This window comes from Actinomadura rugatobispora (genome assembly GCF_042656285.1).
GTDB lineage: Bacteria > Actinomycetota > Actinomycetes > Streptosporangiales > Streptosporangiaceae > Spirillospora > Spirillospora rugatobispora.
This window is the reverse complement of the sequence record NZ_JBHSON010000002.1, coordinates 197818-224129: the sequence shown is the minus strand read 5'-3', so window position 1 is coordinate 224129 and position 26312 is coordinate 197818. Positions and strand designations below refer to the sequence as shown.

At 73.4% G+C, this 26312-nt stretch carries 25 protein-coding genes; 15 read left to right on the top strand and 10 right to left on the bottom strand.

Going from position 1 to position 26312, the window contains the following annotated elements; translation table 11 throughout:
- Positions 1–221: 221 nt before the first annotated feature.
- From accD to ACFPZN_RS02220, 8 genes are all read left to right on the top strand, one after another.
- Entirely contained in the window at positions 222–1937 is a 1716-nt protein-coding gene (gene accD / locus ACFPZN_RS02255) for an acetyl-CoA carboxylase, carboxyltransferase subunit beta (protein WP_378279582.1), read from the top strand.
- On the top strand, positions 1934–2416 hold the full coding sequence (locus tag ACFPZN_RS02250) for an acetyl-CoA carboxylase biotin carboxyl carrier protein (RefSeq protein ID WP_378279580.1): 483 nt from the start codon (positions 1934–1936) through the stop codon (positions 2414–2416). The genes accD and ACFPZN_RS02250 overlap by 4 nt, the downstream gene beginning before the upstream one ends.
- A 29-nt stretch (positions 2417–2445) precedes the next feature.
- Positions 2446–3807: an acetyl-CoA carboxylase biotin carboxylase subunit gene (locus ACFPZN_RS02245; protein WP_378279578.1), complete on the top strand. Its 1362-nt coding sequence runs from the start codon at positions 2446–2448 to the stop codon at positions 3805–3807.
- A 1-nt stretch (position 3808) separates the two neighbouring features.
- Positions 3809–4846, top strand: a complete 1038-nt coding sequence (locus ACFPZN_RS02240; RefSeq protein ID WP_378279576.1) for a ketoacyl-ACP synthase III family protein — start codon at positions 3809–3811, stop codon at positions 4844–4846.
- A gap of 126 nt (positions 4847–4972) precedes the next feature.
- A complete protein-coding gene (locus tag ACFPZN_RS02235; protein ID WP_378279574.1) occupies positions 4973–6478 on the top strand; it encodes an FAD-dependent monooxygenase in 1506 nt (501 codons plus the stop codon).
- A gap of 29 nt (positions 6479–6507) precedes the next feature.
- A complete protein-coding gene (locus tag ACFPZN_RS02230; RefSeq protein WP_378279572.1) occupies positions 6508–7566 on the top strand; it encodes a methyltransferase in 1059 nt (352 codons plus the stop codon).
- Positions 7567–7648: 82 nt separating this feature from the next.
- The gene (locus tag ACFPZN_RS02225; RefSeq protein ID WP_378279570.1) at positions 7649–8389 is read left to right on the top strand and encodes an ABC transporter ATP-binding protein; all 741 of its coding nucleotides are present in this window, start codon (positions 7649–7651) and stop codon (positions 8387–8389) included.
- On the top strand, positions 8386–9933 hold the full coding sequence (locus tag ACFPZN_RS02220) for a hypothetical protein (protein WP_378279569.1): 1548 nt from the start codon (positions 8386–8388) through the stop codon (positions 9931–9933). Before ACFPZN_RS02225 ends, ACFPZN_RS02220 begins: the two co-directional genes overlap by 4 nt.
- Before the next feature lie 5 nt (positions 9934–9938).
- Here ACFPZN_RS02220 and ACFPZN_RS02215 read toward each other — a convergent pair whose 3' ends face one another.
- The 5 genes from ACFPZN_RS02215 to ACFPZN_RS02195 all read right to left on the bottom strand — a co-directional run bounded on the left by ACFPZN_RS02215 (position 9939) and on the right by ACFPZN_RS02195 (position 15216).
- A complete protein-coding gene (locus ACFPZN_RS02215) occupies positions 9939–11255 on the bottom strand; it encodes a cation:proton antiporter (protein ID WP_378279567.1) in 1317 nt (438 codons plus the stop codon).
- A gap of 44 nt (positions 11256–11299) precedes the next feature.
- Positions 11300–11440 (bottom strand): hypothetical protein, encoded by a 141-nt coding sequence (locus ACFPZN_RS02210; RefSeq protein ID WP_378279565.1) that lies wholly within the window; start codon positions 11438–11440, stop codon positions 11300–11302.
- Positions 11440–12600, bottom strand: coding sequence for an NAD(P)/FAD-dependent oxidoreductase (locus tag ACFPZN_RS02205; RefSeq protein WP_378279563.1), 1161 nt, complete (start codon positions 12598–12600; stop codon positions 11440–11442). Before ACFPZN_RS02205 ends, ACFPZN_RS02210 begins: the two co-directional genes overlap by 1 nt.
- An 85-nt stretch (positions 12601–12685) precedes the next feature.
- Positions 12686–13942, bottom strand: a complete 1257-nt coding sequence (locus ACFPZN_RS02200) for a ketosynthase chain-length factor (RefSeq protein WP_378279599.1) — start codon at positions 13940–13942, stop codon at positions 12686–12688.
- 2 nt (positions 13943–13944) lie between these two features.
- Positions 13945–15216 carry a beta-ketoacyl-[acyl-carrier-protein] synthase family protein gene (locus ACFPZN_RS02195; protein ID WP_378279561.1) on the bottom strand — a complete coding sequence of 424 codons (1272 nt, stop codon included), beginning with the start codon at positions 15214–15216 and terminating at the stop codon, positions 13945–13947.
- 212 nt (positions 15217–15428) lie between these two features.
- On the opposite strand from ACFPZN_RS02195, the gene ACFPZN_RS02190 reads away from it, so the two are divergent.
- From ACFPZN_RS02190 to ACFPZN_RS02160, 7 genes are all read left to right on the top strand, one after another.
- Positions 15429–16913: an FAD-dependent monooxygenase gene (locus ACFPZN_RS02190; RefSeq protein WP_378279559.1), complete on the top strand. Its 1485-nt coding sequence runs from the start codon at positions 15429–15431 to the stop codon at positions 16911–16913.
- A gap of 68 nt (positions 16914–16981) precedes the next feature.
- A complete protein-coding gene (locus ACFPZN_RS02185) occupies positions 16982–17308 on the top strand; it encodes a TcmI family type II polyketide cyclase (RefSeq protein WP_378279557.1) in 327 nt (108 codons plus the stop codon).
- Between the two features lie 63 nt (positions 17309–17371).
- On the top strand, positions 17372–17626 hold the full coding sequence (locus tag ACFPZN_RS02180) for an acyl carrier protein (protein ID WP_378279555.1): 255 nt from the start codon (positions 17372–17374) through the stop codon (positions 17624–17626).
- A gap of 28 nt (positions 17627–17654) precedes the next feature.
- Positions 17655–18440, top strand: a complete 786-nt coding sequence (fabG, locus tag ACFPZN_RS02175; protein ID WP_378279598.1) for a 3-oxoacyl-ACP reductase FabG — start codon at positions 17655–17657, stop codon at positions 18438–18440.
- 22 nt (positions 18441–18462) lie between these two features.
- Positions 18463–19431 (top strand): aromatase/cyclase, encoded by a 969-nt coding sequence (locus ACFPZN_RS02170; RefSeq protein WP_378279553.1) that lies wholly within the window; start codon positions 18463–18465, stop codon positions 19429–19431.
- Positions 19432–19444: 13 nt separating this feature from the next.
- Complete coding sequence (locus ACFPZN_RS02165; protein WP_378279551.1) at positions 19445–20968, top strand: FAD-dependent monooxygenase; 1524 nt, start codon at positions 19445–19447, stop codon at positions 20966–20968.
- Between the two features lie 46 nt (positions 20969–21014).
- Positions 21015–21512, top strand: coding sequence for a nuclear transport factor 2 family protein (locus tag ACFPZN_RS02160; RefSeq protein WP_378279549.1), 498 nt, complete (start codon positions 21015–21017; stop codon positions 21510–21512).
- Between the two features lie 105 nt (positions 21513–21617).
- Here ACFPZN_RS02160 and ACFPZN_RS02155 read toward each other — a convergent pair whose 3' ends face one another.
- The 5 genes from ACFPZN_RS02155 to ACFPZN_RS02135 all read right to left on the bottom strand — a co-directional run bounded on the left by ACFPZN_RS02155 (position 21618) and on the right by ACFPZN_RS02135 (position 26124).
- A complete protein-coding gene (locus tag ACFPZN_RS02155) occupies positions 21618–22913 on the bottom strand; it encodes an FAD-dependent oxidoreductase (RefSeq protein ID WP_378279547.1) in 1296 nt (431 codons plus the stop codon).
- 82 nt (positions 22914–22995) lie between these two features.
- On the bottom strand, positions 22996–23613 hold the full coding sequence (locus ACFPZN_RS02150) for an NAD(P)-dependent oxidoreductase (RefSeq protein WP_378279546.1): 618 nt from the start codon (positions 23611–23613) through the stop codon (positions 22996–22998).
- 42 nt (positions 23614–23655) lie between these two features.
- A complete protein-coding gene (locus ACFPZN_RS02145) occupies positions 23656–24333 on the bottom strand; it encodes a hypothetical protein (protein WP_378279544.1) in 678 nt (225 codons plus the stop codon).
- A gap of 23 nt (positions 24334–24356) precedes the next feature.
- Entirely contained in the window at positions 24357–25091 is a 735-nt protein-coding gene (locus ACFPZN_RS02140; protein ID WP_378279543.1) for an AfsR/SARP family transcriptional regulator, read from the bottom strand.
- Positions 25092–25458: 367 nt separating this feature from the next.
- Positions 25459–26124, bottom strand: coding sequence for a response regulator (locus tag ACFPZN_RS02135; protein WP_378279541.1), 666 nt, complete (start codon positions 26122–26124; stop codon positions 25459–25461).
- Positions 26125–26312: the final 188 nt, after the last annotated feature.

Below are 26312 nucleotides of genomic sequence, written 5' to 3'. Positions count from 1 at the left end.
CTTCCTGTGTTCGGGCTCGTCGGGGGGTGTTCCGGGCGGTCGCGGTCGTGGCGATCCTGCCGATGGCCGATCGTGCCGGTGGCGTCTCAAGGACGGGTTGAGGACGGCTGGACGCGGAGCGGACTCCGGGGTCGCTGGATCGAGGCTCGAACCATCCCTGAGCCGGGGCTGCCAGTTTCGGGGCCGGATATCAGTTCGCGACATTCCTCTGGAGTCCCGTGATGACCCAGACCTCTCCTTCCGCGATCGCCGACTGGGTCGCCTGCCGCAGGTGCAGAACGCCGGTCTACGGCAAACGCTTCACCCGCGACCTGTGCGTGTGCCCGGACTGCGGGCACCATGCTCCGATCACCGCGCCGCGGCGGCTGGAGCAGCTGCTCGACGAAGGGTCGGCCGTGCCGCTGCCGTCCCCGCGCACGCCGGAGGACCCGCTCGGCTTCGTGGACACCGCCCCCTACCGGGAGCGGCTCCGCCTGGCCCGGGAGAGCACCGGGCTGGACGAGGCGGTGATCTGCGTGCGGGGCACGATCGAGGAACGGCCGGCCGTGGTCGCCGCCATGGACTTCCGCTTCATGGGCGGGAGCCTGGGCACGGCGGTCGGCGAGCGGATCACCCGCGCGGCCGACGCGGCCCTGGCCGACCGGGTGCCGCTCGTGCTGGTCACTGCCTCCGGCGGGGCGCGCATGCAGGAGGGGATCCTCGCCCTCATGCAGATGGCCAAGACGGGCGGCGCCCTCGCCGAGCTGGACGAGGCCGGGGTGCTCACCGTCTCGGTCATCACCGACCCGACGTACGCGGGGGTGGCCGCGTCGTTCGCGACGCTGACCGATGTGATCATCGCCGAGCCCGGCGCGCGCATGGGCTTCACCGGCCCCAGGGTGATCGAGCAGACCATCGGGCAGCGGCTGCCCGACGACTTCCAGACCGCCGAGTTCCTGCTGGAGCACGGCCTGGTCGACGACATCCGCCCGCGGGCCGAGCTGCGATCGACCCTGGCGCGGCTGCTGGCCTTCCACGAGGACGGGCAGGGCGCGCGGGACCAGGAGCCGCGCCACCGGGAGGACGGCACGGCGCGCGGCGATCCGGCCACGCGGGCCCCCGCGGCGCCTTCGCCGCGCGAACCGGTGGAGAACATGCGGCAGGCACGGAACATCGACCGCCCGACGACGCTCGACTACCTCGCCTACATGGCGGACGGCATCATCGAGCTGCACGGCGACCGGATGTCCGGTGACAGCCCGGCGATCACGGGCGGTCCCGCCCGGCTGGACGGGCGGCCGGTGATGGTGGTCGGCCACCAGAAGGGGCACAGCACCGCCGAGCTCATCGCGCGCGACTTCGGCATGCCGACCCCCGACGGCTACCGCAAGGCGGCGCGGCTCATGCGGATGGCCGCCAAGCTCGGGCTCCCCGTCGTCACGTTCATCGACACGCCGGGCGCCCACCCCGGGATCGAGGCGGAGGAACGGGGCCAGGCGATCGCGATCGCGGAGAACCTGCGGCTCATGGCGCGGCTGCCCGTCCCGATCATCGCCGTGGTCACGGGCGAGGGCGGCAGCGGGGGCGCGCTCGCGCTGGGCGTCGCGGACCGGGTGCTCGCCTTCGAGTCCTCGATCTACTCCGTCATCAGCCCGGAGGGCTGCGCGGCGATCCTGTGGCGGGACCGGGCCAGGGCGGCCGAGGCCGCGGCGGCGCTGCGCATCGACGCCGGCGCGCAGCTGAGCCTCGGTGTGGTGGACGGGGTCATCCCCGAACCCGAAGAGGGCGTCCAGGGCGACCCGATGCTCGCGGCCGAGCGGCTGGGGGCGGCGCTGACGGCCGCGCTGGACGAGCTGTCCCCGCGCCCGGTCGAGGCGCTGCTGCGCGACCGGCGCCGCCGGTTCCGCGGGATGGGCGCGGCGCCGGCGGACCGTGATCAGGAAGGTGGGGCGACGTGAGCGCCGAGAGCATCATCGACGAGATCATCCGGCGGGCCGAGGCGCTGGCGCTCGAGGCCCGCCGGCCTCTGCGCCGGATCAAGGTGCAGGCCGAGGACGTGACGGTCGAGCTGGAGTGGCCCGTACCGGGCGCGAACGGCGAGTACGCGGAGCCCGTGGCCGCGGAGCCCGCCGCGCCGATCCCCGCGGACTCCACCGACTCCGCCGACACCACGTCCGGCTCCGACGGCGAGCTGATCCATATTTGCGCGCCGCTGGTCGGGACGTTCTACCAGGCGCCCGGCCCCGGCGAGCCGCCGTTCGTCCGTCCGGGCGACGTCGTCGAGCCGGGGCAGCAGGTCGGGATCCTCGAGGCCATGAAGCTCATGAACGCCATCGAAGCCGAGCAGGGCGGCCGGATCGTGGAGCTGCTCGTGCCGAACGACACCGCCGTCGAGTACGGGCAGCCGCTCATCGCGCTCGCCCCGGCCGGCGGCTGACGGCCGTCCCGACGGCAGCGAGGAGCGAGATGTTCAGCACGGTACTCATCGCCAACCGGGGCGAGATCGCCCTGCGCGTGGCCAGGACCTGCCGCGAGATGGGCATCCGGACGGTGGCGGTGTGCTCCACCGCCGACGAGGAGTCGGCCGTCACCGGATTCGCCGACAGCGTGGTGCGGATCGGCCCCGCGGCGCCCAGGCGCAGCTACCTGAGCGCGCCGGCGATCACCGAGGCGGCGCTGCAGACCGGCGCCGAGGCGGTCCATCCCGGCTACGGGTTCCTCTCCGAGGATCCCGACTTCGCCGAGATCTGCGAGGCCGGCGGCCTGACCTTCATCGGCCCGCCCGCGGACGTGATGGCCCGGCTGGGCGACAAGGCGGCGGCCCGGCGGATCATGAGCGAGGCGGGGCTGCCGGTGCTGCCGGGCACCGACGCCACCGGCGCCGCCGCGGCCGAGGCCAAGCGGATGGCCGACGCCGTCGGCTACCCCCTGATGATCAAGGCGGTGGCGGGCGGCGGCGGGCGCGGGATGACGCCGGTGCGCGGGCCGCGCGAGTTCGTCCGCGCCTACCGGGAGACCCGTGCGGCGGCCAAGTCGCTGTTCGGGGACGGCAGGGTCTACCTCGAGCGCCTGGTGGAGCCGGCGCGGCACATCGAGGTGCAGGTCCTGTGCGACCGGCACGGCAACGGCGTCCACCTGGGCGAGCGGGACTGCTCCGTCCAGCGCCGCCACCAGAAGCTCGTCGAGGAGACCCCCGCCGCGGGCGTCGACCGCGCGATGACCGAGCGGATGTGCGAGGCCGCCGTCACCGGGGCCCTCGCCTGCGGCTTCACCGGGGCCGGCACCTTCGAGTTCCTGGTCGACGGCGACGACTTCCACCTCATGGAGATCAACTGCCGGATCCAGGTGGAGCACCCGGTGACCGAGATGGTCACCGGCATCGACCTGGTCCGCGAGCAGATCCGGATCGCCGCCGGGCTCCCCCTCGGCTTCGCGCAGGACGAGGTGCGCCGGCACGGCGCCGCGATCGAGTGCCGCGTCAACGCCGAGGACCCCGAGCGCGGCTTCGCGCCCGCGCCCGGGACGCTCACCGCGTTCCGGCCGCCCGGCGGGCCGTTCACCCGGGTGGACACCGACGCCTACCAGGGCCGCAGGGTCCCGCCCCACTACGACTCGCTGATCGCGAAGGTCGTCACCTGGGGACCCGACCGGGACGCGGCCGTCGCGCGCATGGACCGGGCGCTCGGCGAGTTCACGGTCGGCGGCCCCGGCGTGCACACCACCACCGGACTGCTGCGCAAGGTGATCGGCGAGCCGCGGTTCCGGCGCGCCGAGCACACCACCGCGCTGCTCCGGGAAATGCACCTCGGCGACTCCCAGGGAGAGTGACGTGAGATTCGACGACCTCCATGTCGCCGCGGCGGCGAGTCGGCTCCCGGAGCGGATGACCCTCGACGAGGCCGACCGGGCCGGACTGTGCGACGCCAGGGCGCTGTGGCGGACCGACATCGCCGCGGTCCGCGTCTCGCGCACCGAGCCGGCCCCCGACATGGCGGCGCAGGCCGCCCGCGCGGCGGTGCGCCGGGCCGGGTGCCGGCCGGACGAGATCGACCTGCTGCTGCACGCCAGCACCTACTACCAGGGCCACGACATGTGGCCCGCCGCCTCGTACGTCCAGCGGGTCGCGGTCGGCAACCGGTGCCCCGCCATCGAGATCGGCCAGATGTCCAACGGGGGCATGGCCGCGATGGACCTCGCCGCGAACCACCTCATGGCCGACCCCGCCCGGAGCCATGTCCTGGTGACGACCGGCGACCGGTTCTGCCCGCCCGGGTACGACCGGTGGCGCAGCGATCCCGGGACGGTCTGCGGCGACGGCGGCGCCGCGGCGGTGCTGTCGCGCCGGCCCGGCTTCGCCCGGGTCCGGAGCCTGGTCACGGTCTCCGACCCGGAGCTGGAGCGGATGTCGCGGGGCGACGACCCGTCCGGGGACGCGCCGTTCGGCGTCCGGCGGACGGTCGATCTCGAGGCCGGGCGGAAGGCGCTGGTCGCCGAGGTGGGTCTCGACGAGGTGCTCGGCCGCATCGACGCGGGGCAGCGGGAGACCTTCGAACGGGCGCTGGCCGAGGCCGGCGCCGAGCTCGCCGACATCGACTGGTTCGTGCTCCCGAGCCTGGGCCTGGGCCGGCTGCGGGCGCACTTCCTCGATCCGTTCGGCATCGATCCGGAGCGGACGACCTGGTCGCTGGGGCGCGAGATCGGGCACCTGGGAGCCGGTGACCAGATCGCCCTGCTGGGCCTGCTGGCCGACTCGGGCGCGCTGCGCCCGGGCCAGCGCTGCCTGGTCGCCGGGGTCGGCCAGGGCTTCTCCTGGTCGGCGGCCGTCCTCGACATGCTGCGCGCACCGGCGGCGGGCCGGGAGGTGTGACGTGGCCGCGCCCGCCCTCCCTCGTCCGCCCGCTCCACCTGCGCTCAAGCGCGGTTCAAGCCCCCGGGGCGAGGATCGGACCGCCAAGCCGTGGAAGCCGCACAGCGAGTGCCGTGGGAGCGTGTCATGAGCGTGATCGTCGTCGGGGCCGGACCGACCGGGCTGATGCTGGCCGGTGATCTCGCGGCCGCCGGGGTGCCGGTGACCGTCCTGGAGAAGCGCGCCCTGGAGTCCAACCTGACCCGGGCGTTCGGGGTGCACGCGCGCACCCTGGAGATCCTCGACATGCGGGGGTGCGCGGACGAACTGGTGCCGCAGGGCCGTCCGGTGGGGATGTTCCGCCCGCAGATGGGGCGCGGGGACCTCAGTCTCAGCTTCCGGCATCCCGAGAGCCGGTTCCCGTTCGTCCTGATCGTCCCGCAGGCCCGGACCGAGGCGCTGCTGCTGCGCCGCGCCGAGGAACTGGGCGCCAAGATCGAGACCGGTGCGGAGGTGACCGGTCTGGAGCAGGACGCCGGCGGCGTCGCGCTCGAGGTCAACGGCGCGCCCGGCCCGGCCGCCGACTACGTGGTGGGGTGCGACGGCGCGCACAGCCGGGTCCGGGCGCTCCTCGGCGTCGGTTTCACCGGCCGCAACTACGACACCAAGCTGCTGCTGGCCGACATCCGCACCACCTCCCGGATGCAGGAGGGCATCAACGGCCTGATGGGCCGCGACGGCGCGATCCTGTTCCCGGCGTTCGGGGACGGCTGGTACCGCGCGGTGATCTGGGACCGCGCCCAGCAGGGCGTCCCGCTGGAGGCCCCCCTCGGCGTCGCGGAGGTGCTGGAGTCCATCCGGCGCATCAGCGGCAGGGACATCGACATCGAGGAGATGCGGTGGTCCACCCGGTTCCTGACCGAGCGCCGCCAGGCCGACCGGTACCGGGTGGGACGGGTCTTCCTCGCCGGGGACGCGGCGCACGTGAACTCCCCCATGGGCTCCCTCGGGATGAACACCGGCATCCAGGACGCCGCGAACCTGGCGTGGAAGCTCATCGCCGCGCACCGCGGCCGGGCCCCGGACTGGCTGCTGGACTCCTACCAGACCGAGCGCCACCCGGTCGGGCGCACCGCCCTGAAGATCAGCGACCTGCTGCTGAGGTCGGCGGTGGCGCCGCGGGCCGTCCACGTGGTCCGGCCCTACGCGGCGCGGCTCGTGCTGGCGATCCCCCTGATCACCAGGTTCCTGCGCCGGACGATCGCCGGGATGAACATCAGCTATCCGGCTCCGCCCGGACTGCCCCGGTCGTCGGCCACCGGTCTGCGGGTGGACGACCGCGAGCTGTCCGTCGAGGGCCGCCGGGTGCGCCTGTACGAACTGGTCGAGCCCGATCGCTTCCTTCTCCTGGACCACTCGGAGGACGGCGCGGCGGCCGCGGCCGTCGCCGGCTGGGGCGACAGGGTCACGGCGGTCGCGGCGCCGGGGCAGCGGCCGTCGCGCGCGTCCACGGTCATGCTGCTGCGCCCGGACGGCTACCTGGCCTGGAGCCACCGGGCGCCGAGCCCCGGCCGGGTCCGTGAGGCGGTGGCGCACTGGTGCGGCTCCCCGCGGCCGTCCCCGCAGGGGAGCTCCCTCTCCTCGTCCGAATGAACGGTCACCACGACTCCGAAGGAGAAGCCATGCAAGAGTCCGGCCCGAGGAACCACGGCGACGGGGGCATGGACGCCCAAGGGATGATCAAGAGGTTGATCTTCGGCCACATGCCCGCGCGGGTGATCCACGTGGCCGCCCGGCTCGGCATAGCCGACGTGCTGGACGGCGGCCCCCGGACGGCGGAGCAGCTCGCGGCGGCGACCTCGTCCGACCCGGCGTCCCTGAAGCGGCTGCTGCGGGCGCTCACCTGCTTCGGCGTGGTCGTCGAGCAGGGCCCGGGCGTCTACACGCTCGGCCCGATGGGCGGCCCGCTGCGCTCGGACGCCCCCGGCACCCTGCGCGAGCTGGCCATGCACATCGGCGGCGAGGCGCTGTGGCAGAGCTGGGGCGGCCTGGAGGACAGCGTCCGGACGGGCGGGAACGCCTTCCAGAAGATCTTCGGAACCGACTACTTCGAGTACCTCGACCGCAACCCGCGGCCCGCGGCGACCTTCAACGTCGCCATGGGCGAGCTGACCGGGGACGTCACCGACCGGCTCGTGACCGGATACGACTTCTCCCGCTTCCGCGCCGTGGTCGACGTCGGGGGCGGCAACGGCACGCTGATCGCCGCGATCCTGCGCACCGCGCCCGGGCTCCGCGGCGTCCTCTTCGACACCGCCCAGGGCGTCGAGCAGGCCGCCAAGACCCTCGCGGACGCCGGCGTCGCCGACCGCTGCGAGGTCCGCGCGGGCGACTTCTTCACCTCGGTCCCCGGCGACGGGGACCTCTACGTGCTCAAGAGCGTCGTCCACGACTGGGACGACGAGCGCAGCGAGGCGATCCTGCGCAGGTGCGCCGAGGCGATGTCCGGCGACGACAGGATCGTCCTCATCGAGCCGTCCCAGCCCGCGGGCGGCGAACCGGGCGAGATCGTCAACACGGTGATGAGCGACCTGAACATGATGGTCCTCACGGGCGGCCACGAGCGCTCGGAGGCGGAGATCGAGGCGCTGTTCGACAGGGCCGGCATCCGGCTCACCGGCGTCACCCCGATCCAGGCCGGCACCAGCCACAACATCGCGGAGGGGGCGCTGCGGTCCTGAACGGCGCGAGCCGGCCCCCGGACACGGTCCGCGGGGCCGGCTCGCCGTTGACGCGGTCGTCCGGAAGAGAAGGGGAGGAGCGGTGAACGAAGCGATTCGCACCGAGGGCCTGGTGAAGACCTTCGGGCAGGGGCGGGCGCGGGTCCGGGCCCTGGACGGGCTCGACCTGTCCGTTCCGGCCGGCGAGGCGCACGGCCTGCTCGGAGCAGCCGGGGCGGGGAAGACCACGGCCTTCCGCGCGCTGCTCGGGCTCGTCCGGGCGGATTCGGGAACGGCGCGGCTGCTGGACGGCGATCCCTGGCGGGACGCGGTCCGGCTCCACCGGCGGCTGGCGTTCGCGCCGGCCGCCGTCCGGTTCTGGCCCGGCCTGTCCGGTGGGGAGATCATCGATCTGCTCGGCCGGCTGCGGGGCGGACGGGCGGACGGCCGGCGCCGGGACGAGCTCGTCGCCCGGCTCGACCTGGACCCGCGCCGGAAGGCGCGCACGTACTCGGCCGGAGAGCGGCAGAAGCTGACCGTGATCTCGGCGCTGGCGTCCGACGCGGAGCTGCTGATGCTGGACCGGCCGGCGGCGGACATGGATCCGCCGGCACGGGCGGTCGTCCGCGCCTGCCTGGCGGAGGAGCGGCGCGACGGGCGCACGCTCCTGCTGTCGGGCGAGAGCCTGGGAGAACTCGCGGAGGTCTGCGACCGGATCAGCGTCGTCAGGTCCGGCCGGACGGTCGAATCCGGCCCGCCGGACGGGCTGCGGCACGCCTCTCCCGAGGACCTCCTCCTGTCGCAGGACGCGGTACTCGAAAACCGGAGGGCGGCGGCACCATGACGTCAACGCTGAAAGCGCCCGGCGCGAGGCAAGGAAAGGCGGCGCCAAAGGACCGGCTCGCCGGGACGGGAACGCTGTTCCGGCTGGGGCTGCGCCGGGAGCGCCACGCCCTGCCCGCCTGGCTGCTCGCCAACGCGGCGCTGCTGGGGGGAACGGCGGCGGCCTACGGCGCCGCCTTCACCGATGCCGAGGCACGGGCGGCGGCCATCGACCGTTCGGAGTCCGCCCTCCTCAGGGCGCTCAACGGAGCACCCGCCGGCGACGGCATCGGCTCGCTGGCCGTGACCGACACCTTCACCGCCACGACGACGCTCGCCTCCCTCATGGCCGTGGCCATGGTGCTCAGGCAGACGCGCCAGAACGACGAGAGCGGGCGCGCCGAGCTTCTCGCGTCCACCGCGGTGGGGCGGCACGCGCCGTTGCTGGCCGCGCTGCTCCTCGGGGTCGCGGCGTGCGCGGCCCTCGTGCCGGTGCTCGCGCTCGCCCTCGCGCTCGGCGGGCTTCCGGTCGCGGGGTCGGTCGCGGCGGCCGCGGCGATCGCCGCCACCGGGCTGGTCTTCGCGGCGGTGGCGACGATGACCGCGCAGCTGTGGCCGTCCACGACCGCCTCGACCTGGGACGCCATCCTGGTGATCTTCCTGGTGTTCCTGCCCCGCGCGATCGGCGACGCGCTGGGCGGGGTCCCGGCGGGCGGCCTCGGGGTGTCCCGCGGCTGGATCTCATGGATCTCCCCGGTGACCTGGGCGCAGGAGATCCGGCCGTTCCACGGGGACCGCTGGGTGCTGCTGGTGCCTCTCGTGGCGCTGTCGGTCCCCATCGCCGCCCAGGGGTTCAGGCTGAGCACGAAACGCGACCCCGGGTCCAGCGTCATCGACACCGGCAAGGGTCCCGCGGCCGCCTCGCCGTCCTTGCGCGGACCCTGGAGTCTCGGACGGCGCCTGTACCGCACGGCCATGAAGGCCTGGGTCGCGGGGAGCATCCTCGGCTTCCTGTGCGCGGGGCTGCTCGGCGCCGGCGACGACGCTTCAGCGGTGGCCATGGCGGACCTGGTCGCGATCGTCGCGGTCTGCCACGCCGCCCACGTCCTGGCGGGTCTGAGGTCGGAGGAGACGACCGGCGGGCTGGCGATGACGCTGGCGGGCCGCGCCGGGCGCGGCACCTGGCTGCTGGCCCGGCTCGGTCACGGCGCCGCCGGTCTCGCCGCCGTCGTCCTCGCCGCCGGTCTGGGCGCGAGCCTGGGCACCGGGCTGCGGAGCGGCGACCTGGGCGGCGGCCTCGCGGAGACACTGGCGGTCTCCCTGGTCCAGACAACGGCGGCCCTCGCGTTCGCGGGCCTCGCCGTCGCGGCGTTCGGCGCCCTGCCCCGGTTGTTCCTGCCGCTGCTGTGGGCCGGGCCGGTGGCGACGGCGCTCCTGGCCGTCGCCGCCAGCGAACCGGACGCCGGCCCGGTAGCCGGGCTGACCGCGGTGGCGGCCATCCTGGCCGCGCTCGTCCTGGGCGCGCTCGGCACCGTGGCGTTCGGGCGCCGCGATGTCGGCGGATGACGCGGTCATCGGCCGACCGTCGCATCGTCGTAGGCGGGCCTCGGCTCCCGTCCGCCGCCGCCCTCCCTCCGGTCCCGCTCGGCGTCCTCCAGGTGCCCGGGGAGGGAGAGCCGGTACAGGGGGATCGCGGCGATGGTGGTCACGACCGCCACGAGCACCAGGATCGAGTAGAGGTCCTGGCCGAGCAGCCCCTGCCGGCGGCCGATCCCGATGAAGATGAGGATCATCAGGCCGCGGGCGTTCATCAGCGCGCCGACCGCCGAGGAGATCCGCCAGCCGTTGCCCTGCAGGCGCATCGCCAGCAGGCAGCTCAGATACTTCCCGGCGAAGGCGGCCGCCACGATCGCGACGACGGCCCCGAGCACCGAGCCCCGCAGGACCGCGTCGATGTCGGTGTTGAGCCCGGTGTGGGCGAAGAAGACCGGCAGCAGCAGGCCGGCGTTCATGTCCATCAGCCTGCTCCGCAGCCGCTCCCGCAGCAGCGGCGACGCCGGGAGCGCGAGGCCGGCGACGAAGCCGCCGAAGACGAAGTGGACGCCCAGCTCGTGCGTCGCCCAGGCGGACGCCGCCACGAACAGCAGGGTCGTCGCGAGCGCGCCCGGGGTCAGCTCCCCCTCCCGCTCCACGACGCGCGCGACCCGCGCCATCAGCCGCCTCCCCAGCGTGAGCATCGCCGCCGTGAACACCGCCGTGCCGACCAGGGCGACCGCGACCTGCGCGGCGGACCCGCCGAACGCCAGCGCGATCACCAGCACCAGCATGATCCAGGCCGCGATGTCGTCCACCGAGCCGGCGAGCAGGGTGACCGCCCCCAGCCGGGAGAACTGCATCCGCCGGTCCTCCAGGATCCGCGCCAGCGTGGGGAAGGCCGTCACCGTGAGCGCACCGCCCAGCAGCAGCGACAGGTGCAGGCGGGAGGTGCCCGGTTCGGCCACCTGGCCCGCCACCAGCAGCGCCGTCCCCGCGCCGAGGACGAACGGGACGCCCACCCCGGTCCCGCCGACCACCATCGCCTCCCGGACCGACCGGCGGTCCAGCACGTCCCCGTGGATGCCCGCGCCGACCAGGAACATGAAGAACACCAGGCCGATCGTGCTCAGCACGTACAGCACCGAGACGACCTCCCGCGGGAACAGGAACGCAGAGGCCGCCGGGGCGAGCTCACCCAGCAGGGACGGCCCCAGAAGCACCCCCGCGACCATCTCTCCGACGACGCGGGGCTGCCCCGCGGCGTTGGCGATCCGCCCGCAGGCCGCGGCGGCCAGGATGATCGCGATCAGTGCGACGAAGACGTGCGAGGTGAGCTCGCCGACGGGATCCATGGACGCTCCATGACAGAGGGGTCGTGCCGCCGAGGACGGCGGGCTCAGACGGCGGCGGCGACCTCGCGGACACCGTGGATGGGGTGGGTGACGTAGGGCTCGAAGTCCTCGAACACGCCCCACTCCGTGGTCTCCCGGAGCCGCCGCCCGACCGGGTTGTCGGGGTTCCAGAAGTCGCCGTTCATCAGCTGCAGGACGCTCGCGATGCTGGCCCCGCCGGACACGCACTGGTCCCAGAGGTACTCGTAGACGCTGTAGTGGTGGGTGTAGAAGGCGCGATCAGCCGGTGGTAGGTGTCCATCCCGGTCATGCCGAACCGCTCGTACAGCCGGGCGCGCACGTCCGCGACGGACGGGTCGGCCAGGGACGCGTTGATCGCCTCGCCCGCCCAGGTGCCGGTCACCAGGGCCAGGAACACCCCGGCCGAGAAGATCGGATCGGTGAAGCAGCCGGCGTCCCCGACGATGTAGTACCCGGGCCCGACGAGCGCGTCGGAGTAGTGGCTGTAGTCGGTCTCGCCGCTGAGCTCCGCGGCCACCTCGGTGTTCCGCAGCCGGTTCTTGATGCGCGGGATCCGGCCGAGGTACTCGTCGTAGATCTCCTCGGCCCGCCCCGCGCGCATGGTGTCGACCGGCACCACCGTGCCGACGCTGAGCTTGTCCTCGCGGATCGGGATCGCCCAGACCCAGCCGTCGTCGTGGTTGCCGAGCACGATGTCGCCCTTGGCGCCCGGGTTGTACAGCTCGTCGATGCCGCTGAAGTGCTTGAACACCGCCATCATCCGGATGCTGTTGTCGGTCTTGCGCAGGCCGAGCGCCCGCGCCAGGACCCCGGCCCGCCCGCTGGCGTCGACGACGTACCGCGCGGACACGGTGTGCTCGTCCTCGCCGCCGGTGTAGCGGACGCCGGTGACCCGGTCGCCCGACCGCACCGGGCCGAGCACGCGGGCGCCCTGGACGACCTCGGCGCCCGCCTCCGCGGCGGAGTCGAGCAGGATCTTGTCGAAGTCGGCCCGCTCGACCTGGAAGGTCCAGTTGCGGAAGCCGTCCCCGATCTCCTGGAAGTCGACCCGGTACGAGAACCCCTCGGTGCCGGTCAGCTCCACGCCGCGCTTGGTCACGAAGCCCGACTTCTGGACCTTCTCCAGCACGCCCAGCTTCTCCAGGGCGTCCGCCGTGTAGGTGAGCAGCGACTCGCCGACGTGGAAGCGCGGGAAGACCTCGCGCTCCAGCAGCAGGACGGACCGTCCCGCGCGGGCGAGCGTCAGCGCGCAGGCCGATCCTCCGGGGCCTCCTCCGACAACGATGGCGTCGTACTCGTTCCTGGTGTGGGGTGCCGCGGCCATGACCACTCCTTTTCCTCGGGTGCTCGGTTGCTCGGTTGCTCGGTTCTCGTGATCGCGATCTGTGCCGGAGGCCGGTCGGGCGGGGTCACTCGGGGGCGCGCAGCACGACGGCCGCGTTGAATCCCCCGTGCCCGCGCGCGACGACCAGTGCGGTGCGCACGTCCGCCCGGCGGGGCCGGCCGGTGACCAGGTCCATCTCGTACTCGGGGGCGGGCTCGGCCACGTTGACGGTGGGCGGGATCACCCCGTCGCGCAGCGAGAGCACCGCGTAGGCGGCGTCCAGGGCGGCGCCGCCGGCGAACAGGCGGCCCGTCATGGTCTTGGGGGCGGTGACCGGGACGCCCCGCGGTCCGAACAGTTCGCGCAGGGCGTCGGCCTCCGCGGCGTCGCCCTTGCGGTCGCCCGCCGCGTCGGCGAAGACGACGTCGACGTCGCCGGGCCGCAGCCCCGCGTCGCTGATCGCGTTGGCCATCGCGTCCCCGAGCCGCGGCGGGCGGCCGGTCCAGGGCGGCGGGTCGAGCGTCGCCGCGTACCCCGCCACGGTGGCCAGGGCCGGGACGCCGCGCTCGCGCGCGTGGCGGGCGTCCTCGGCGATGAGGATCGCGCCGCCCTCCCCCGGGACGAAGCCGCACGCCGCGTCCGAGAACGGGAGGTAGGCGCGGTCCGGGGCGCTCTCGGTGCTGACCAGGCCGGTGGTGAGGTAGTGCACCCAGCCGAGCGGGCACAGGCCGCCGTCCACGCCGCCGGAGACGATGACCGAGGCGCCCTTGCGGACGAACCGGCGCGCCTGCGCGAGCGAGTCCAGGCCGCCGGCCTGCTCGGTGATCAGTACCCCGCCGGGCCCGCGCATGCCGTGCCGGATGGAGATCTGCCCGTTGTTCACGGCGTAGAACCAGGCGAAGGACTGGTAGGCGCTGACATGGTCCTTGCCCTGGGACCACAGGTTCTGCAGCTCGCGCTGGCCGAACTCGACGGCGCCCGCGGACGCGGCGGTGGCCACGCCCACGGCGAAGTCCTCGATCTCGGCGGGGTCGAGCCGCGCGTGCCGCAGCGCCCACTCGGCGGCGGTGAGCGAGAGCCGGGTCTGGTGGTCGGTCTGCGGCAGCAGGCGGCTGGGGATGTGGTCCTCGGCCACGTAGCCGTGGACCTCTCCGGCCACGGTCGCCGGGTACCGGGACGGGTCGAACCGGCTGATCCGGCCGAGCCCGCTCCGTCCGGCCAGGGTCGCCCGCCAGCACTCCTCGGTGCCCAGCCCGTTGGGCGCGGTGACGCCCACGCCGGTGATCGCCGTCGTGGCGGCCGCGTCCCGCTCTGCAGGAGGCGCCGGGCTCGTACGGGGCATGGTCATGACGCGGCACCCCCGCGGTCGGGACGGGTCAGCACGAGCGCGGTCTGGAAGCCGCCGAACCCGCTGCCGACGGTCAGCACGGAGTCGAGCCGGGCCTCCCGCGCGGTGTTCGGCACGTAGTCCAGGTCCAGGTCGGGATCGGGTTCGCTCAGGTTCGCCGTCGGCGGGACGACGCCGTGCTCCATGGCGAGCGCGCACGCCGCGGTCTCCAGCGATCCGATCGCGCCGAGCGAGTGGCCGATCATCGACTTGATCGAGCTGATCGGCACCCGGCGGGCGTGGTCGCCGAGGCTGCGTTTGAACGACGCGGTCTCGTGCCGGTCGTTCTGCTTGGTCGCGGAGCCGTGCGCGTTGACGTAGTCGATCTCGGCCGGGTCCGTCCGCGCCTCGGCCAGCGCGGCGTCGATGGCCGCGGACATCTCGCGCCCGTCGGGCTTCAGCCCGGTCATGTGGTAGGCGTTGCACCGCGAGGCGAAACCGGCGACCTCGGCGTAGACGTGCGCCCCGCGGCGCCGCGCCAGCTCCAGATCCTCGAAGACCAGCACGGCCGCCCCCTCGGCGAGGACCAGCCCCCTGCGGGTGCGGTCGAACGGGCGGCAGGCCCGCTCGGGCGGATCGTTGTCGGGCGTGGTGCCGCGGATGGCGTCGAAGCAGGCGGAGGTGATCGGGGACAGCGGCGCCTCGGTGGCGCCGGCGACCACGACGTCCACCGTGCCCTCGCGGATCAGGTCCGCGGCGTGGCCGAGCGCGTCGAGGCCGGAGGTGCAGCCGGTGGACACCACCGCGGCCGGTCCCTCGGCGCCGGCGGCCCAGGCCACCTCCGCCGCCATCGAGTGCGGGACGAACTTCCAGTACAGCTCGGGCACGGCGTACTCGTGGTCGACGTTCTCCATCCGGCCGCCGTCGCTGAGCACCACGTACTCCCGCTCCAGCGTGGTGGTGCACCCCACCGCGCTGCCGAGCGAGGTGCCGATCCGGTCGGCCGGGACGCCCGCGTCCGCCACGCCGCTGTCGGCCAGCGCCTCCCGGGCCGCGACGACCGCGAACTGGCCGGCCCGGTCGAGGCGGCGGGTCTCCTGCGGCCGGAGCCCCGCCGCGACCGGGTCGAAGTCGACCTCGGCGGCGACCCGCGAACGGAACGGCGACGGGTCGTACAGGGATATCCGGCGGATCGCGGATCTCCCCTCGGTGAGAAGTTCCCAGTACTCCTTGACGCCGGTTCCGCCAGGAGCCACGACGCCCATGCCGGTTATGGCGACCCTGCGCATTCCATCACCTCGTTCGGATAGCCCGCGTTCTCGATGAGCCCGCATCCGGGGGACCCGCCCTGCGCTCTGCGGACAGCGTCGCCGCACGGTCTCGAAGCTCACTCGGGCCGTCATGGAACGGGCTGGACAAAGGCCCGAGCGAGCCTCGAGAAGGGCGGGTGACGCTGGCGGCCGATAGATCGATTCGGCCGGTACCCGACCGTGGAGGAGCGATGGAATCCCCCGTCGTCGTCGTGGGCGCAGGGCCCACCGGAATGATGCTCGCGGGCGAGCTCGCGCTGGCCGGAGCGGACGTCCTCGTGCTGGAGAGACTCGCGGAACCCTCCGGGGAATCGCGCGGGCTGGGCTTCGGGCCGCGCACCATGGAGATATTCGCGCAGCGCGGCATCCTCGACGATTTCGGCGACTTCGCCAGGAGCTCCGCCGGTCACTTCGGCGGGATACCGTTGGACTTCGCCGTTTTCGACGGCGCGCATTTCAGTGTCAACGGCGTACCCCAGTCGCGGACCGAGGCGGTGCTGAGCGGCTGGCTCGACCGGCTCGGCGCCGAGGTGCGCCGCGGTGTCGAGGTCACCGGCGTCGACGCCGGCGTCGACGGGGTCGACGTGCACGTGACCGGTCCCGGCGGACCGGCGACCCTGCGGGCGTCCTACCTGGTGGGGTGCGACGGCGGGCGGAGCACCGTGCGGGCGGCGGCCGGCTTCCGGTTCGAGGGCACGGACCCCACCCTGGAGATGTACCTGGCCGACGTCGAGGGGGTCGAGGTCCGGCCGCGGCTGAGCGGCGAGCACACCGCCGGCGGCATGGCGATGGCGGGTCCCATCGGAGGAGGGGTCACCCGTGTCATCTCCTGCGAGCTCGGCAACGAGCCGCGCGAGCGGACGGAACCGCCCGCCTACGCGGAGGTCGCGGCCGCCTGGAAGCGGCTGACCGGCGAGGACATCGCCGGCGGCCGTCCCGTGTGGGTGAGCAGCTTCACCGACGCCGCGCGGCAGGCGACCGAGTACCGCCGGGGCCGGGTGTTCCTGGCCGGCGACGCCGCCCACATCAGCCTCCCCGCCGGGGGCCAGGGCATGAACACGGGCGTCCAGGACGCGGCCAACCTCGGCTGGAAGCTGGCCGCGCAGGCCGGCGGCCGCGCGCCCGAGGGCCTGCTGGACACCTACCACGCGGAGCGCCACCCGGTGGGCGCGCGACTGCTGCGCAACACCCGGGCCCAGGGGATGCTGACCCTCGGCGGCGAGGCCGCCCGCCCGCTCCGGGACGTCCTCTCCGAGCTGATGGCCTATGACGAGGTCGCCCGCCATCTCGCGGGCATGGTCAGCGGCCTGGACATCCGGTACGACGTCGGCCCCGGCGACCACCCGCTGCTGGGCCGCCGCATGCCCCACATCGGTCTCGTCACCGACGGGACGAAGACGACCACCACCGAACTGCTGCGGACCGGGCGCGGGGTGCTGCTCGACCTGACCGGCGACGCGGACCTGCGGAGGGCGGCCTCCGGCTGGAGCGACCGCGTCGACGTGGTCACCGCGGCACCCGCGGACCCGGAGACCGGTGGCGTGGCGGAGGCCGGAGCGCTGCTGATCCGCCCGGACGGGCACGTCGCCTGGACCGCGCCGGACGGCGCGGGCGGCGGATCGGACGGCGGGCTTGGCGAGGCGCTGGCGCGCTGGTTCGGCCCGCCGCGGATCTGACCGGTGCGATCGTCCGGCCGGGCGGGACCCGGCCGGCCGGAATCGCGGAAGGGAGAAGAAGGGAACCCATGCACAGCACACTGATCATCGCCCGGAAGGCCGGCCCGTACGAGGAGGAGATCGCCAAGCTCTTCGGCGCGTTCGACGAGACGGAGATGCCCGAGCGGATGGGGACGCTGCGGCGCCAGCTGTTCACCTTCAACGACCTCTACCTGCACCTGCAGGACTTCGAGTCGGAGGGGGCGGTCGCGATCGACGGCGCCCGCGCCCATCCGCTGTTCCAGCAGATCAGCGCGGACATGCGCCCGTTCGTCGAGGCCTACGACCCGGATACGTGGCGGTCGCCCGCGGACGCGATCGCGAGCAGGTTCTACCACTGGGAGCGCGGCCGCTGAGAGGGCGGGGGCGCGCGGGCGCACGCGCGGCGACCGAACCGATCCGATCCCGAGAGGAGAGACATGAGCTCGACCGGAATGACGCTGCCCGAACTGAAGGAGACCCTGCTGGCCGCCGCCGGCGAGAGCGAGGGCGTGGACCTGGACGGCGACATCGCCGACGTCCCGTTCGCCGACCTCGGCTACGACTCGCTGGCGGTCCTGGAGACGGGCGGCCGGATCGAGAAGAAGTACGGGATCAGCCTCGACGACGACGACCTGACCTCGGCGGAGACGCCCGGCGAGTTGTTGAAGCTCGTCAACGCGTCGCTCGCCTGACCCGGCAGAGGAGGCAGACATGACCGGCATGACCGGCAACGGATTCCAGGTCGCCCTCGTCACCGGCGCCACCAGCGGGATCGGGTACGCGATCGCGACGGAGCTGGCCGAACGCGGGAAGAGCGTCTTCCTCTGCGCCCGCACCGCCGAGGACGTGGAGACCACCGTGCGCCAGTTCCGTGAGAAGGGGCTGGAGGTCGAGGGCAGGGCCTGCGACGTCCGCTCCGCCGACGACGTGCGCGCGCTCGTCCAGGCCGCGGTGGACCGGTACGGCCCCATCGACATCCTGGTGAACAACGCCGGCCGCAGCGGCGGCGGCATCACCGCGGAGATCCCCGACGAGCTGTGGTTCGACGTCGTCGACACGAACCTGAACAGCGTCTTCCGGATGACCCGCGAGGTGCTGGTCGCCGGCGGGATGCGGGACAGGGGGCACGGGAGGATCATCAACATCGCCTCGACGGCGGGCAAGCAGGGCGTCGTCTACGGTGCCCCGTACTCCGCGTCCAAGCACGGCGTGGTCGGGTTCACCAAGGCGCTCGGCAACGAGCTCGCCTCCTCCGGCATCACCGTGAACGCCGTCTGCCCCGGATACGTCGAGACCCCGATGGCCGGGCTGATCCGCCGCCGCCACAGCGCGCACGAGGGGGTCCCCGAGGAGGAGATCCTGCGGCGCTTCCAGGCCAAGATCCCGCTGGGCCGGTACTCCACCCCCGAGGAGGTGGCGGGGCTGGTCGGCTACCTGGCGACCGGGCCGGCCGCCTCGATCACGTCCCAGGCCGTCAACGTCTGCGGGGGCCTCGGGAACTTCTGAGCCCCCCGGCAGGAAGGAAATCATGTCGGACCAGATCGGCGTCCGCGAGGTCGAGCACCAGACGGTCGTGAACGCGCCGGCCGAGACCGTGTACCGGCTCGTCGCCGACGTGGAGCGGTGGCCGCGGATATTCCCGCCCAGCGTGCACGCCGAATACGTGGAGAAGGGCGCGGCGAGGGGATCCGGGGACGAGGTGATCCGGCTCTGGGCCGTCGCCAACGGCGAGCCGAAGACCTGGACCTCCCGCCGCCGGCTGGACGCGGACGCGCTGCGCGTCGACTTCCGCCAGGAGGTCCCGGCCCGCCCGGTGGCGGCGATGGGCGGCGCGTGGCTGGTGGAGCGCCTGTCGGACCGCGAGAGCCGCGTCAGGCTGCTCCACGACTACCGCGCCGTCGACGACGACCCCGGCAGCCTCCAGTTGATCGACACCGCCGTCGACCGGAACAGCGGGTCGGAGCTGGCCGCGATCAAGGACGCCGCCGAGGCGGGCACCGGTGCCGCCGGGACCTTCCTGACGTTCGAGGACACCGTGACGGTGGACGGCCCGGGCAGGCTCGTCTACGACTTCCTCAACGAGGCGGACCAGTGGACGGAGCGCCTCCCGCACGTGGCCGGGATCGTCCTCACCGAGGACTCCCCGGGGCTGCAGACCCTGGAGATGGACACGCGGGCGGAGGACGGCTCGGTGCACACCACCAAGTCCGTGCGTGTGTGCTTCCCCCACGACCGCATCGTCTACAAGCAGTTGCGCGTACCGCCGCTGCTCACCCTGCACACCGGCGTCTGGACGGTGGAGGAGGAGCCGGGGCGCCCGACCGTGGTCCGCTCGCTTCACACCGTCAGGGTGAACGAGGCGAACATCGAGGCCGTCCTCGGCGCGGGGGCCGATCTCGACAAGGCCAAGAGCATGGTCCGGTCCTCGATCGGCGGCAACAGCGTGGCCACGCTGAACCGGGCGAAGCGGTTCGCCGAGTCCGGCGGCCGAGGCTGAGAGGGCGGAGGACATGAGCGCGGCACACGGCGCGGACGGCTCCCTCCCGGCGGAGGCCGAGGTGGTGGTGGTCGGCGCGGGCCCGGTGGGCCTGATGCTGGCCGGTGAACTGCGGCTCGGCGGTGTGGAGACGGTCGTCCTGGAACGGCTGGCCGAACCCCACCGCGAGTCCCGCGCCGCCCAGCTCAGCCCCCGCACCGTGGAGCTCCTCCTCCAGAGGGGCCTGCGGGACGCGCTGGGGGCACCGCCCGGCAGGGACGTCGGCCACTTCGGCGGGATCCCTCTGGACGTGACCCGGGCGGGCGGTCCCGTCCCGGCCAACTGGATGGTGCCGCAGTTCCGCACCGAGGAGATCCTGCACGACTGGGCCACCGGGCTCGGCGCCACGGTGCGCCGCGGCCGGCAGGTCGCCGACGTCCGCGACGACGGCGGTTCGGTGGTCCTCGACGTGCGGGATCCGGACGGGCGGGTCTCCGGAGGCACGACCCGGATGCGCGCCCGTTACGTGGTCGGATGCGACGGCCGTGACGGCGTGGTGGGCGGCCTGGCGGGCATCGCGCTCCCGGGCCGCCCCGCGTCCCGCGAGCTGCTGCGGGCCGACGTGACCGGCGTCCACATACCGCCCCGCCGCTTCGACCGCCTCCCCCACGGGGTGGCGGTCGCGGGCGCCCTGCCCCACCGCGTCACCCGCCTCATGGTGCTCGAATACGGCCGGGCACCGGTCGCACGTCCGGGTCCTCCCGAGTTCGGCGAGGTGGCCGACGCCTGGAAGCGGGTGACCGGCGACGACATCTCCACCGGGGAGGCGCTCTGGACGGACGTCTTCGACGACACCTGCCGGCAGGCCGCCGAATACCGCCGCGGCCGCGTGCTGCTGGCAGGGGACGCGGCACGCCTGCACATGCCCGTCGGCGGGCAGTCCCTCAACACGGGCCTGCACGACGCGGTCAACCTCGGCTGGAAGCTCGCCGCGCAGGTCAGGGGCTGGGCGCCGGACGGCCTGCTGGACACCTACCACGCCGAACGCCACGCGGTCGGCGCGCGGGTCCTGGACAACGTCGAGGCTCAGACGACGCTGCAGTTCGACGGGGTGCGGGCGGACCCGCTCCGGGAGGTCTTCGCCGGGCTCCTGGAGATCCCCGCGGTCGCCGCGCACCTCGCGGCCATGCTCGGCGGGGTCGACGTCCGGTACCCGGTGCGCCGGAACGGGGCGGATGGCGACCGGGCGGCGGACGTCCTCGGGCGGCGCCTGCCGCCGCTGCGGGACGCGGACGACCCCGCGCCCCTGCCGCCGGGCACCGGCGCGCTGCTGAGCCGCCGCTCCGCCGCGCCGGGGACGCGTGCCCGTGTGGAGGCCGCCGCCGTCAGCCGTCCGGGCCGCGTCCGCCTCGTCCCGCCGGAGCAGTGCACCGCCCTGCTCCCACCCGGAGTGGACGCCGCTCTGCTGCGGCCGGACGGCCATGTCGTCTGGACCGACACCGTGGGCGAAGGACTCGAGGACGCCCTCCAGCAGTGGTTCGGCCCGCCCGCCCGCTGATACCCGGCGCCGCCCCCACCCGTCACAGGAGAAGAAAGGGCCGGCAGTGAACGACACGATGCTCCTCGACTTCAAGGATCTCCTTCCCCGCCTCCAGGACACGGCGGACAGGTCGGAGATCGAACAGGCGATCAACCGCCACTTCCTGTCGCCGGACGACCGGCGCGCCGACGACGCCTGGTTCGACTCCGTCTACACCGAGGACTTCGTCCTCATCGTGCCCACCGGCACCTACACCGGCCGGGAGGGGATGCGCGAGGCGCTGCGCACCTCGGCGGTGGTCTTCGAACGCAGCCACCACCTGGTCTCGAACCATGTGATCGAGATCGACGCCGACGGCGCCGCGATCCGCTCCAAGATCATCGCGACCCATCTGCAGCGGGCGGACGACCAGGGCGACGCCTTCACGGGCGGGGCCGACTACACGTTCACGGCGCGGCGCACCGGAAACGGCTGGCGGCTGAGCCGGGCCGAGTACATCGCGGTGTGGACGCGGGGCACCCCACCGACACCCCCCGCCGAGCCCTCCGGCTCCCAGGGCTGAACCGCCGCGACCGACCGCCGCATCCGAACGATCCAGGGCCGGGCCGCAAAGGCCCGGCCCTGGATCATGCCCTGCACCGGTCTCCGATCGACCGGACCGGACCGCCTAGGGACGCAGCTCGGGAGCGGTCACGTGCTCCGGGCGCAGCCCGCGCATCATGATCCGCGACATCAGCCGCGAGTAGAGGCCCGTCGCCACCCTGGCGCCGGCGGGCGTCCTGAGGGCCGCCTCCAGCATGCGGCGCGGAGCCGGCGCGGCGGCGCCGTCCGCGGCGGCGGGGACGACCTCCCCGAAGAGCTCCCGCTGCATGAACTCCTGCACCCGCTGGGTGCCCGCGTCCGGGAACCACCGGCGGCGCTGGACCCGCGCCAGCAGCTCCGGGTTGAGCGTCCGCTCGAAGCGCCGCGGCTCGCGCTGCGCCCGCAGCAGCGGCCCGGCCAGCAGGTTCGCGGTGGCGACCGCGTCCTGCACCGCGAGGTTGATCCCGACGCCGCCGACCGGGGTCATGGCGTGCGCCGCGTCGCCGATGCACAGGTAGCCGGGGCGGTACCAGCGCTCCAGCCGCTCGAGCCGGACGTCGAGCAGCGCCACGTCGTCCCAGCTCCTGATCGCCTCCACCCGGTCGCCGAGGAAGGGCAGCAGGGCCCGCAGCCGCTCCCGCAGCCCGTCCACGGGCTCCGTGCGCAGCCGGTCGAACCCGCCCTTGCGGATGACGTAGGCGATCTGCCAGTAGTCCCCGCGGTCGATCGCGAACGCCATGGTGCCGTGCTCGGTGCGGCCGTTGAGGCCCTCGACCCGCTCGTCGCCGCGGGGGACGCGCAGCCACAGCACGTCCATGGAGGAGCCCAGCACCTTCGGCCGCAGGCCGGCGCGCTCTCGCAGGGCCGAGCGGCGGCCGTCGGCGGACACCGTCAGCACCGAGTGGAGCTCGTGCTCGCCGCCGCCGTCGGTGTAGCGCAGCCCCCGGACGGCGCCGCCGCGGTACAGCAGGTCGGTGCTCTCCGCCTCCATGACGAGCCTGAATCCGGGGTGGGTGCGCGCCTCCCGGGCGAGCATGTCGAGGAAGTCCCACTGCGGGACCATCGCGATGTACGGGTGGTCCAGCGGCAGCGCGGACAGGTCGACCTCGATGTTCGCGGCGTCCCGCCCCACCGTGACCTTGCGGACCTTGCGGTGCGGGATCCGCTCCACCTCCTCGCCCAGCCCCAGCTCGTCCAGGACCGTGCGGGTCGAGGGGTGGAGGGTGTCGCCGCGGAAGTTGTTGAAGAAGTCGGCGTGCTTCTCCACGACGGTGACCTCGATCCCGGCGCGGGCGAGGAGCAGGCCGAGCATCATGCCGGCGGGTCCGCCGCCCGAGATGGCGACGGTCGTCGTGTCCGGGCGGGCGGAACCGTGCCCCATGGGATGGCCTCCTGTCGGGTGGCGTCCGGGCGATGCCGGTGTACGGAGCGTTCGGGGTGCTGCCGGGTGTGTGCGGGACGGTTCAGTACGCGATGCCCACGCCCCGCCCGGCCACGGCGGGATCGTCGATGAGGTGGAGGACCGCCCCCGCCAGGTCGGCGCGGGAGAGGGAGAGGCCCCGGGGGACGTTCCCGCCCGTTTCCAGGCGGTACCGGCCGGTCCGGGGTCCGTTGGTCAGCCGCGGCGGGCGCACGATCGTCCATGCGACGTCGCTGCCGCGCACGATGTCCTCCATCGCCGCGAGGTCCCGGTGGGCGTCCCGGAAGACCCATCCCACCAGCCGGTACGCCAGGGGCGCCGGGCCGCCGCGCAGCGGGACCGGCGCGGCGCTGGTCACGACCAGCCGCCGGACGCCGCACTCCGCCATCGCCGACAGCGCGGCACGGGTCCACGTCGCGGCCGGGGATCCCGCGCGCGTGCTGCCGTTCAGGACGGACACGACGGCGTCCGCCCCCTTCATGCCGGCGCTCAGCGCCCGCGGGCCGGGGTCGCCCATCGGCACCTTGGTCAGGTCCGGGTGGGTGATCGGCAGCCGTTCGGGCGAGCGGACGAACGCCGCCACCTGGTGTCCGTCGTCCAGGGCCTGGGCGACGAGCAGCCGTCCCGTCCTGCCCGTCCCGCCGAACAGCGCCAAGCGCACGGTCTCACCGTCTCCTTCGCGTCTCGCGGTCTCCTTCGTACGTCACATCGGCCGGACGAGCAGCGGCAGCGCGGTCATGCCGTGTTCCTTGAGCCGCGGGCGCACGAAGCGGTGGAAGCTCGGGCGGGTGAGCTGGCGGACCAGGAAGGGCGCCGCCTTTCCGGGGATGCGCGCGTAGTTGACCATCGCGTAGGGCGACTCCCCAAGCGGGCGCAGCGGGATCGAGTTGTCGACCCCGGTGTTGGCCGTGTACCAGCCGGCGACCGACTTCCACCCCTCGACCGCCGCGTCGCTGTCGGGCGCGAGGAAGTGGTTGAACAGGTACGTGCCGGTCGCCGGGTTCTCGGTGTCGCCCAGCCTGACCGGGTTGTCGGCCGGCATGACCAGCTTCGCGTCGATCTCCTTGAACGGTCCGGAGGCGCGCACGTGCTCGATGTCGCCGGGAGAGGCGGTCTCCACGAGCATCGTGACGTCGAAGCGCGGGAGGCCCTTCAGCGGCGGGATCAGGACCGCCTGGAACACGCGCGCCCGGACCACTTCCGGAAGGGCGGTGAGACGGTCGGCCAGGGTCAGGCACCGCTCGATCTCCTTGTCGCGCTCGGCGCTGTGATGGACGGGAGGCACCCGGGGCGGAGCGACCGACAACCCCAGGTAGATGTATCCGGAGGCGACGGGCGGCAGAAATTGCGGTTCCGGGTACTTCTCGGCCTTAACAGCCATTTTCGGGGTCTCCCATCTCGGCTTCAGCCTGACCGATGCGCGCCAGGTGAGCCGGCGTCGTGGTCGCGCGCGGCGGGCACCATCGAGGGGGCCGCCGGGCAGTTGTCGGAGAGCATCTCCTGGTGGAGCCTCCTGAGATCCGCCCCGAACAGAGCGATCATCAGGAGCCCGTGCATATGCTCGTCCAAAGGATTGGTCAGGACCAGCGACTTCAGCTCGCTGGCCACCTCCCGGTGGCGCCCGACCTGAAGGTCGGCCTCGATGCGCAACTCCAGCGCACGGTGCTTCAACTCGTCCAGCCAGGTCGTGTAGGAATAGAGCAGCTTCCCGTGCTCGACGTCCGCGAGCGACGGGCCGCGCCACAGGCCGACGGCCGACCGCAGAATCCGCGACGCCTCGGCCGGCCTGCCGTCCTCGAGCGCCGCACGCCCGGCATAGAAGGAATTCTCGAATTCCCACAGGTCCACCCGACGGTCCTCGACCTCGAGCCGGTATCCGCCGGGATGGGTGGTCAGCAGATGCTCCGCACCATGCTCCAGCAGGATCTTCCGCAGGTGGTAGATGTAGGTCTGCAGGGTCGTGGCCGCGCTCTTGGGCGGCGCGTCCCCCCACAGTTCGTCGATGAACTCCTCGGGGAGGACGAGCGAGTTCCTCCGCAGGAGCAGCAAGGACATCACCTGCCGCAGCTTGGCCGCTGTCGGGGCTATGTCGTGGCCGTTCACGCACAATTCCAGGGGCCCGAGCACACGGAAGTGCATAGTCATCCCACCGTTGGATCCCACCGTTGACCTCTGCCGGGACAACGCCTGCCGGAATATGCTGGGACCCGGCCAGGCGAAGTCCACGATTTCAGACTTTAGAAGGCCCGCGGCCGTCCCGTCAGCCCCTACGGCGCCCGAGTACTTTCGGCGGCGACGGCCCCTAGGCCCGCCCCTCACCCCTAGGGGCCCACCGCTCCGGCTCCATTCTTCCTGGCCAGCCGCGGGTGCTCGTATCGGGTCCGGCGAGAAGATGTAGGAGCACTACTACTTTCGGTTTATCCCCACTGCGTCCATGGTTGTGCGAGCCCCGCCGCACCGGCGACCATTCTCTGATCATTCAGAATTCGCTCCACCGCGGGTGCGCTCAGCTCTCCGTGCTCGGCGGGACGATCAGGGCGGCGGCCGCGGCCTTGTTCACCGCGTCGATCCTCGAAACCGCGCCGAGCTTGGCGTAGACGTTGCTCAGATGGCGTTTGACGGTGCCTTCCGTGAGCCCGAGCCGACGCGCGATCTCGGTGTTGCTGAGCGCGCCTGCCGCCAGTTGCAGGACCTCGCACTCCCGGGCGGACAGGAGGTCGCGCGCCGGGGAGTCGACCGCCGGGGCCAGGCTGCCGCGCGAGACCGAGAGCATCACCCGGTCGCCGTCGTCGCCCGCGGTGCGGACCATCGCGACCAGTTCCTCGCGGGTGGCGCTCTTGGGCAGATGACCGCTGATGCCCGCGTTCAGCAGGCCGCGCAGCAGATCCGGTCCGATGAGCCGGCTCAGGATGATCACGCGCGTTCCGGCGGAGGCCGTGTTCATGCGGCGCACGGTGGTGAGCACGTCGTCGCCCGGCAGCTCGACGTCCAGCAGCACCACGTCGGGCCGTTCGTCCGCGACGGCCGCGACGGCCTCCGCGCCGGTCCCGGCCACGCCCACCACGGCCAGGCCGGGAACCGTCCGCAGAATCTCCTTGAGGCCCTCACGGAGGAGGTCCAGATCGTCCGCGATGACGACGGAGATGGGCCGATCGGGTCTCGATCTCGACATGGCGCCCCCGTGATGCCGGTCATGGCGGACGCGACCGTCCACCGGGTCGTCCCGACCACCACCACTCCCCCGTTCCGGAGCCGACCGAGTTCGGCGCCGATGAGCGTTTTCTGGGGATCGGGCGGTTCGATTCAAGCACCGGCCGCACTGCCCGGCCATCGGTTTCTGCGAGGGCGGTGAGGCCGGCC

Excerpts from the sequence above, each read along its gene's own strand:
- accD (WP_378279582.1), top strand. The coding sequence starts at position 222 with ATGACCCAGACCTCTCCTTCCGCGATCGCCGACTGGGTCGCCTGCCGC.
- ACFPZN_RS02245 (WP_378279578.1), top strand. The coding sequence starts at position 2,446 with ATGTTCAGCACGGTACTCATCGCCAACCGGGGCGAGATCGCCCTGCGC.
- ACFPZN_RS02235 (WP_378279574.1), top strand. The coding sequence starts at position 4,973 with ATGAGCGTGATCGTCGTCGGGGCCGGACCGACCGGGCTGATGCTGGCC.
- ACFPZN_RS02230 (WP_378279572.1), top strand. The coding sequence starts at position 6,508 with ATGCAAGAGTCCGGCCCGAGGAACCACGGCGACGGGGGCATGGACGCC.
- ACFPZN_RS02220 (WP_378279569.1), top strand. The coding sequence starts at position 8,386 with ATGACGTCAACGCTGAAAGCGCCCGGCGCGAGGCAAGGAAAGGCGGCG.
- ACFPZN_RS02215 (WP_378279567.1), bottom strand. The coding sequence starts at position 11,255 with ATGGATCCCGTCGGCGAGCTCACCTCGCACGTCTTCGTCGCACTGATC.
- ACFPZN_RS02210 (WP_378279565.1), bottom strand. The coding sequence starts at position 11,440 with ATGAACGGCGACTTCTGGAACCCCGACAACCCGGTCGGGCGGCGGCTC.
- ACFPZN_RS02205 (WP_378279563.1), bottom strand. The coding sequence starts at position 12,600 with ATGGCCGCGGCACCCCACACCAGGAACGAGTACGACGCCATCGTTGTC.
- ACFPZN_RS02200 (WP_378279599.1), bottom strand. The coding sequence starts at position 13,942 with ATGCCCCGTACGAGCCCGGCGCCTCCTGCAGAGCGGGACGCGGCCGCC.
- ACFPZN_RS02195 (WP_378279561.1), bottom strand. The coding sequence starts at position 15,216 with ATGCGCAGGGTCGCCATAACCGGCATGGGCGTCGTGGCTCCTGGCGGA.
- ACFPZN_RS02190 (WP_378279559.1), top strand. The coding sequence starts at position 15,429 with ATGGAATCCCCCGTCGTCGTCGTGGGCGCAGGGCCCACCGGAATGATG.
- ACFPZN_RS02185 (WP_378279557.1), top strand. The coding sequence starts at position 16,982 with ATGCACAGCACACTGATCATCGCCCGGAAGGCCGGCCCGTACGAGGAG.
- ACFPZN_RS02180 (WP_378279555.1), top strand. The coding sequence starts at position 17,372 with ATGAGCTCGACCGGAATGACGCTGCCCGAACTGAAGGAGACCCTGCTG.
- fabG (WP_378279598.1), top strand. The coding sequence starts at position 17,655 with ATGACCGGCAACGGATTCCAGGTCGCCCTCGTCACCGGCGCCACCAGC.
- ACFPZN_RS02170 (WP_378279553.1), top strand. The coding sequence starts at position 18,463 with ATGTCGGACCAGATCGGCGTCCGCGAGGTCGAGCACCAGACGGTCGTG.
- ACFPZN_RS02165 (WP_378279551.1), top strand. The coding sequence starts at position 19,445 with ATGAGCGCGGCACACGGCGCGGACGGCTCCCTCCCGGCGGAGGCCGAG.
- ACFPZN_RS02155 (WP_378279547.1), bottom strand. The coding sequence starts at position 22,913 with ATGGGGCACGGTTCCGCCCGCCCGGACACGACGACCGTCGCCATCTCG.
- ACFPZN_RS02145 (WP_378279544.1), bottom strand. The coding sequence starts at position 24,333 with ATGGCTGTTAAGGCCGAGAAGTACCCGGAACCGCAATTTCTGCCGCCC.
- ACFPZN_RS02140 (WP_378279543.1), bottom strand. The coding sequence starts at position 25,091 with ATGCACTTCCGTGTGCTCGGGCCCCTGGAATTGTGCGTGAACGGCCAC.
- ACFPZN_RS02135 (WP_378279541.1), bottom strand. The coding sequence starts at position 26,124 with ATGTCGAGATCGAGACCCGATCGGCCCATCTCCGTCGTCATCGCGGAC.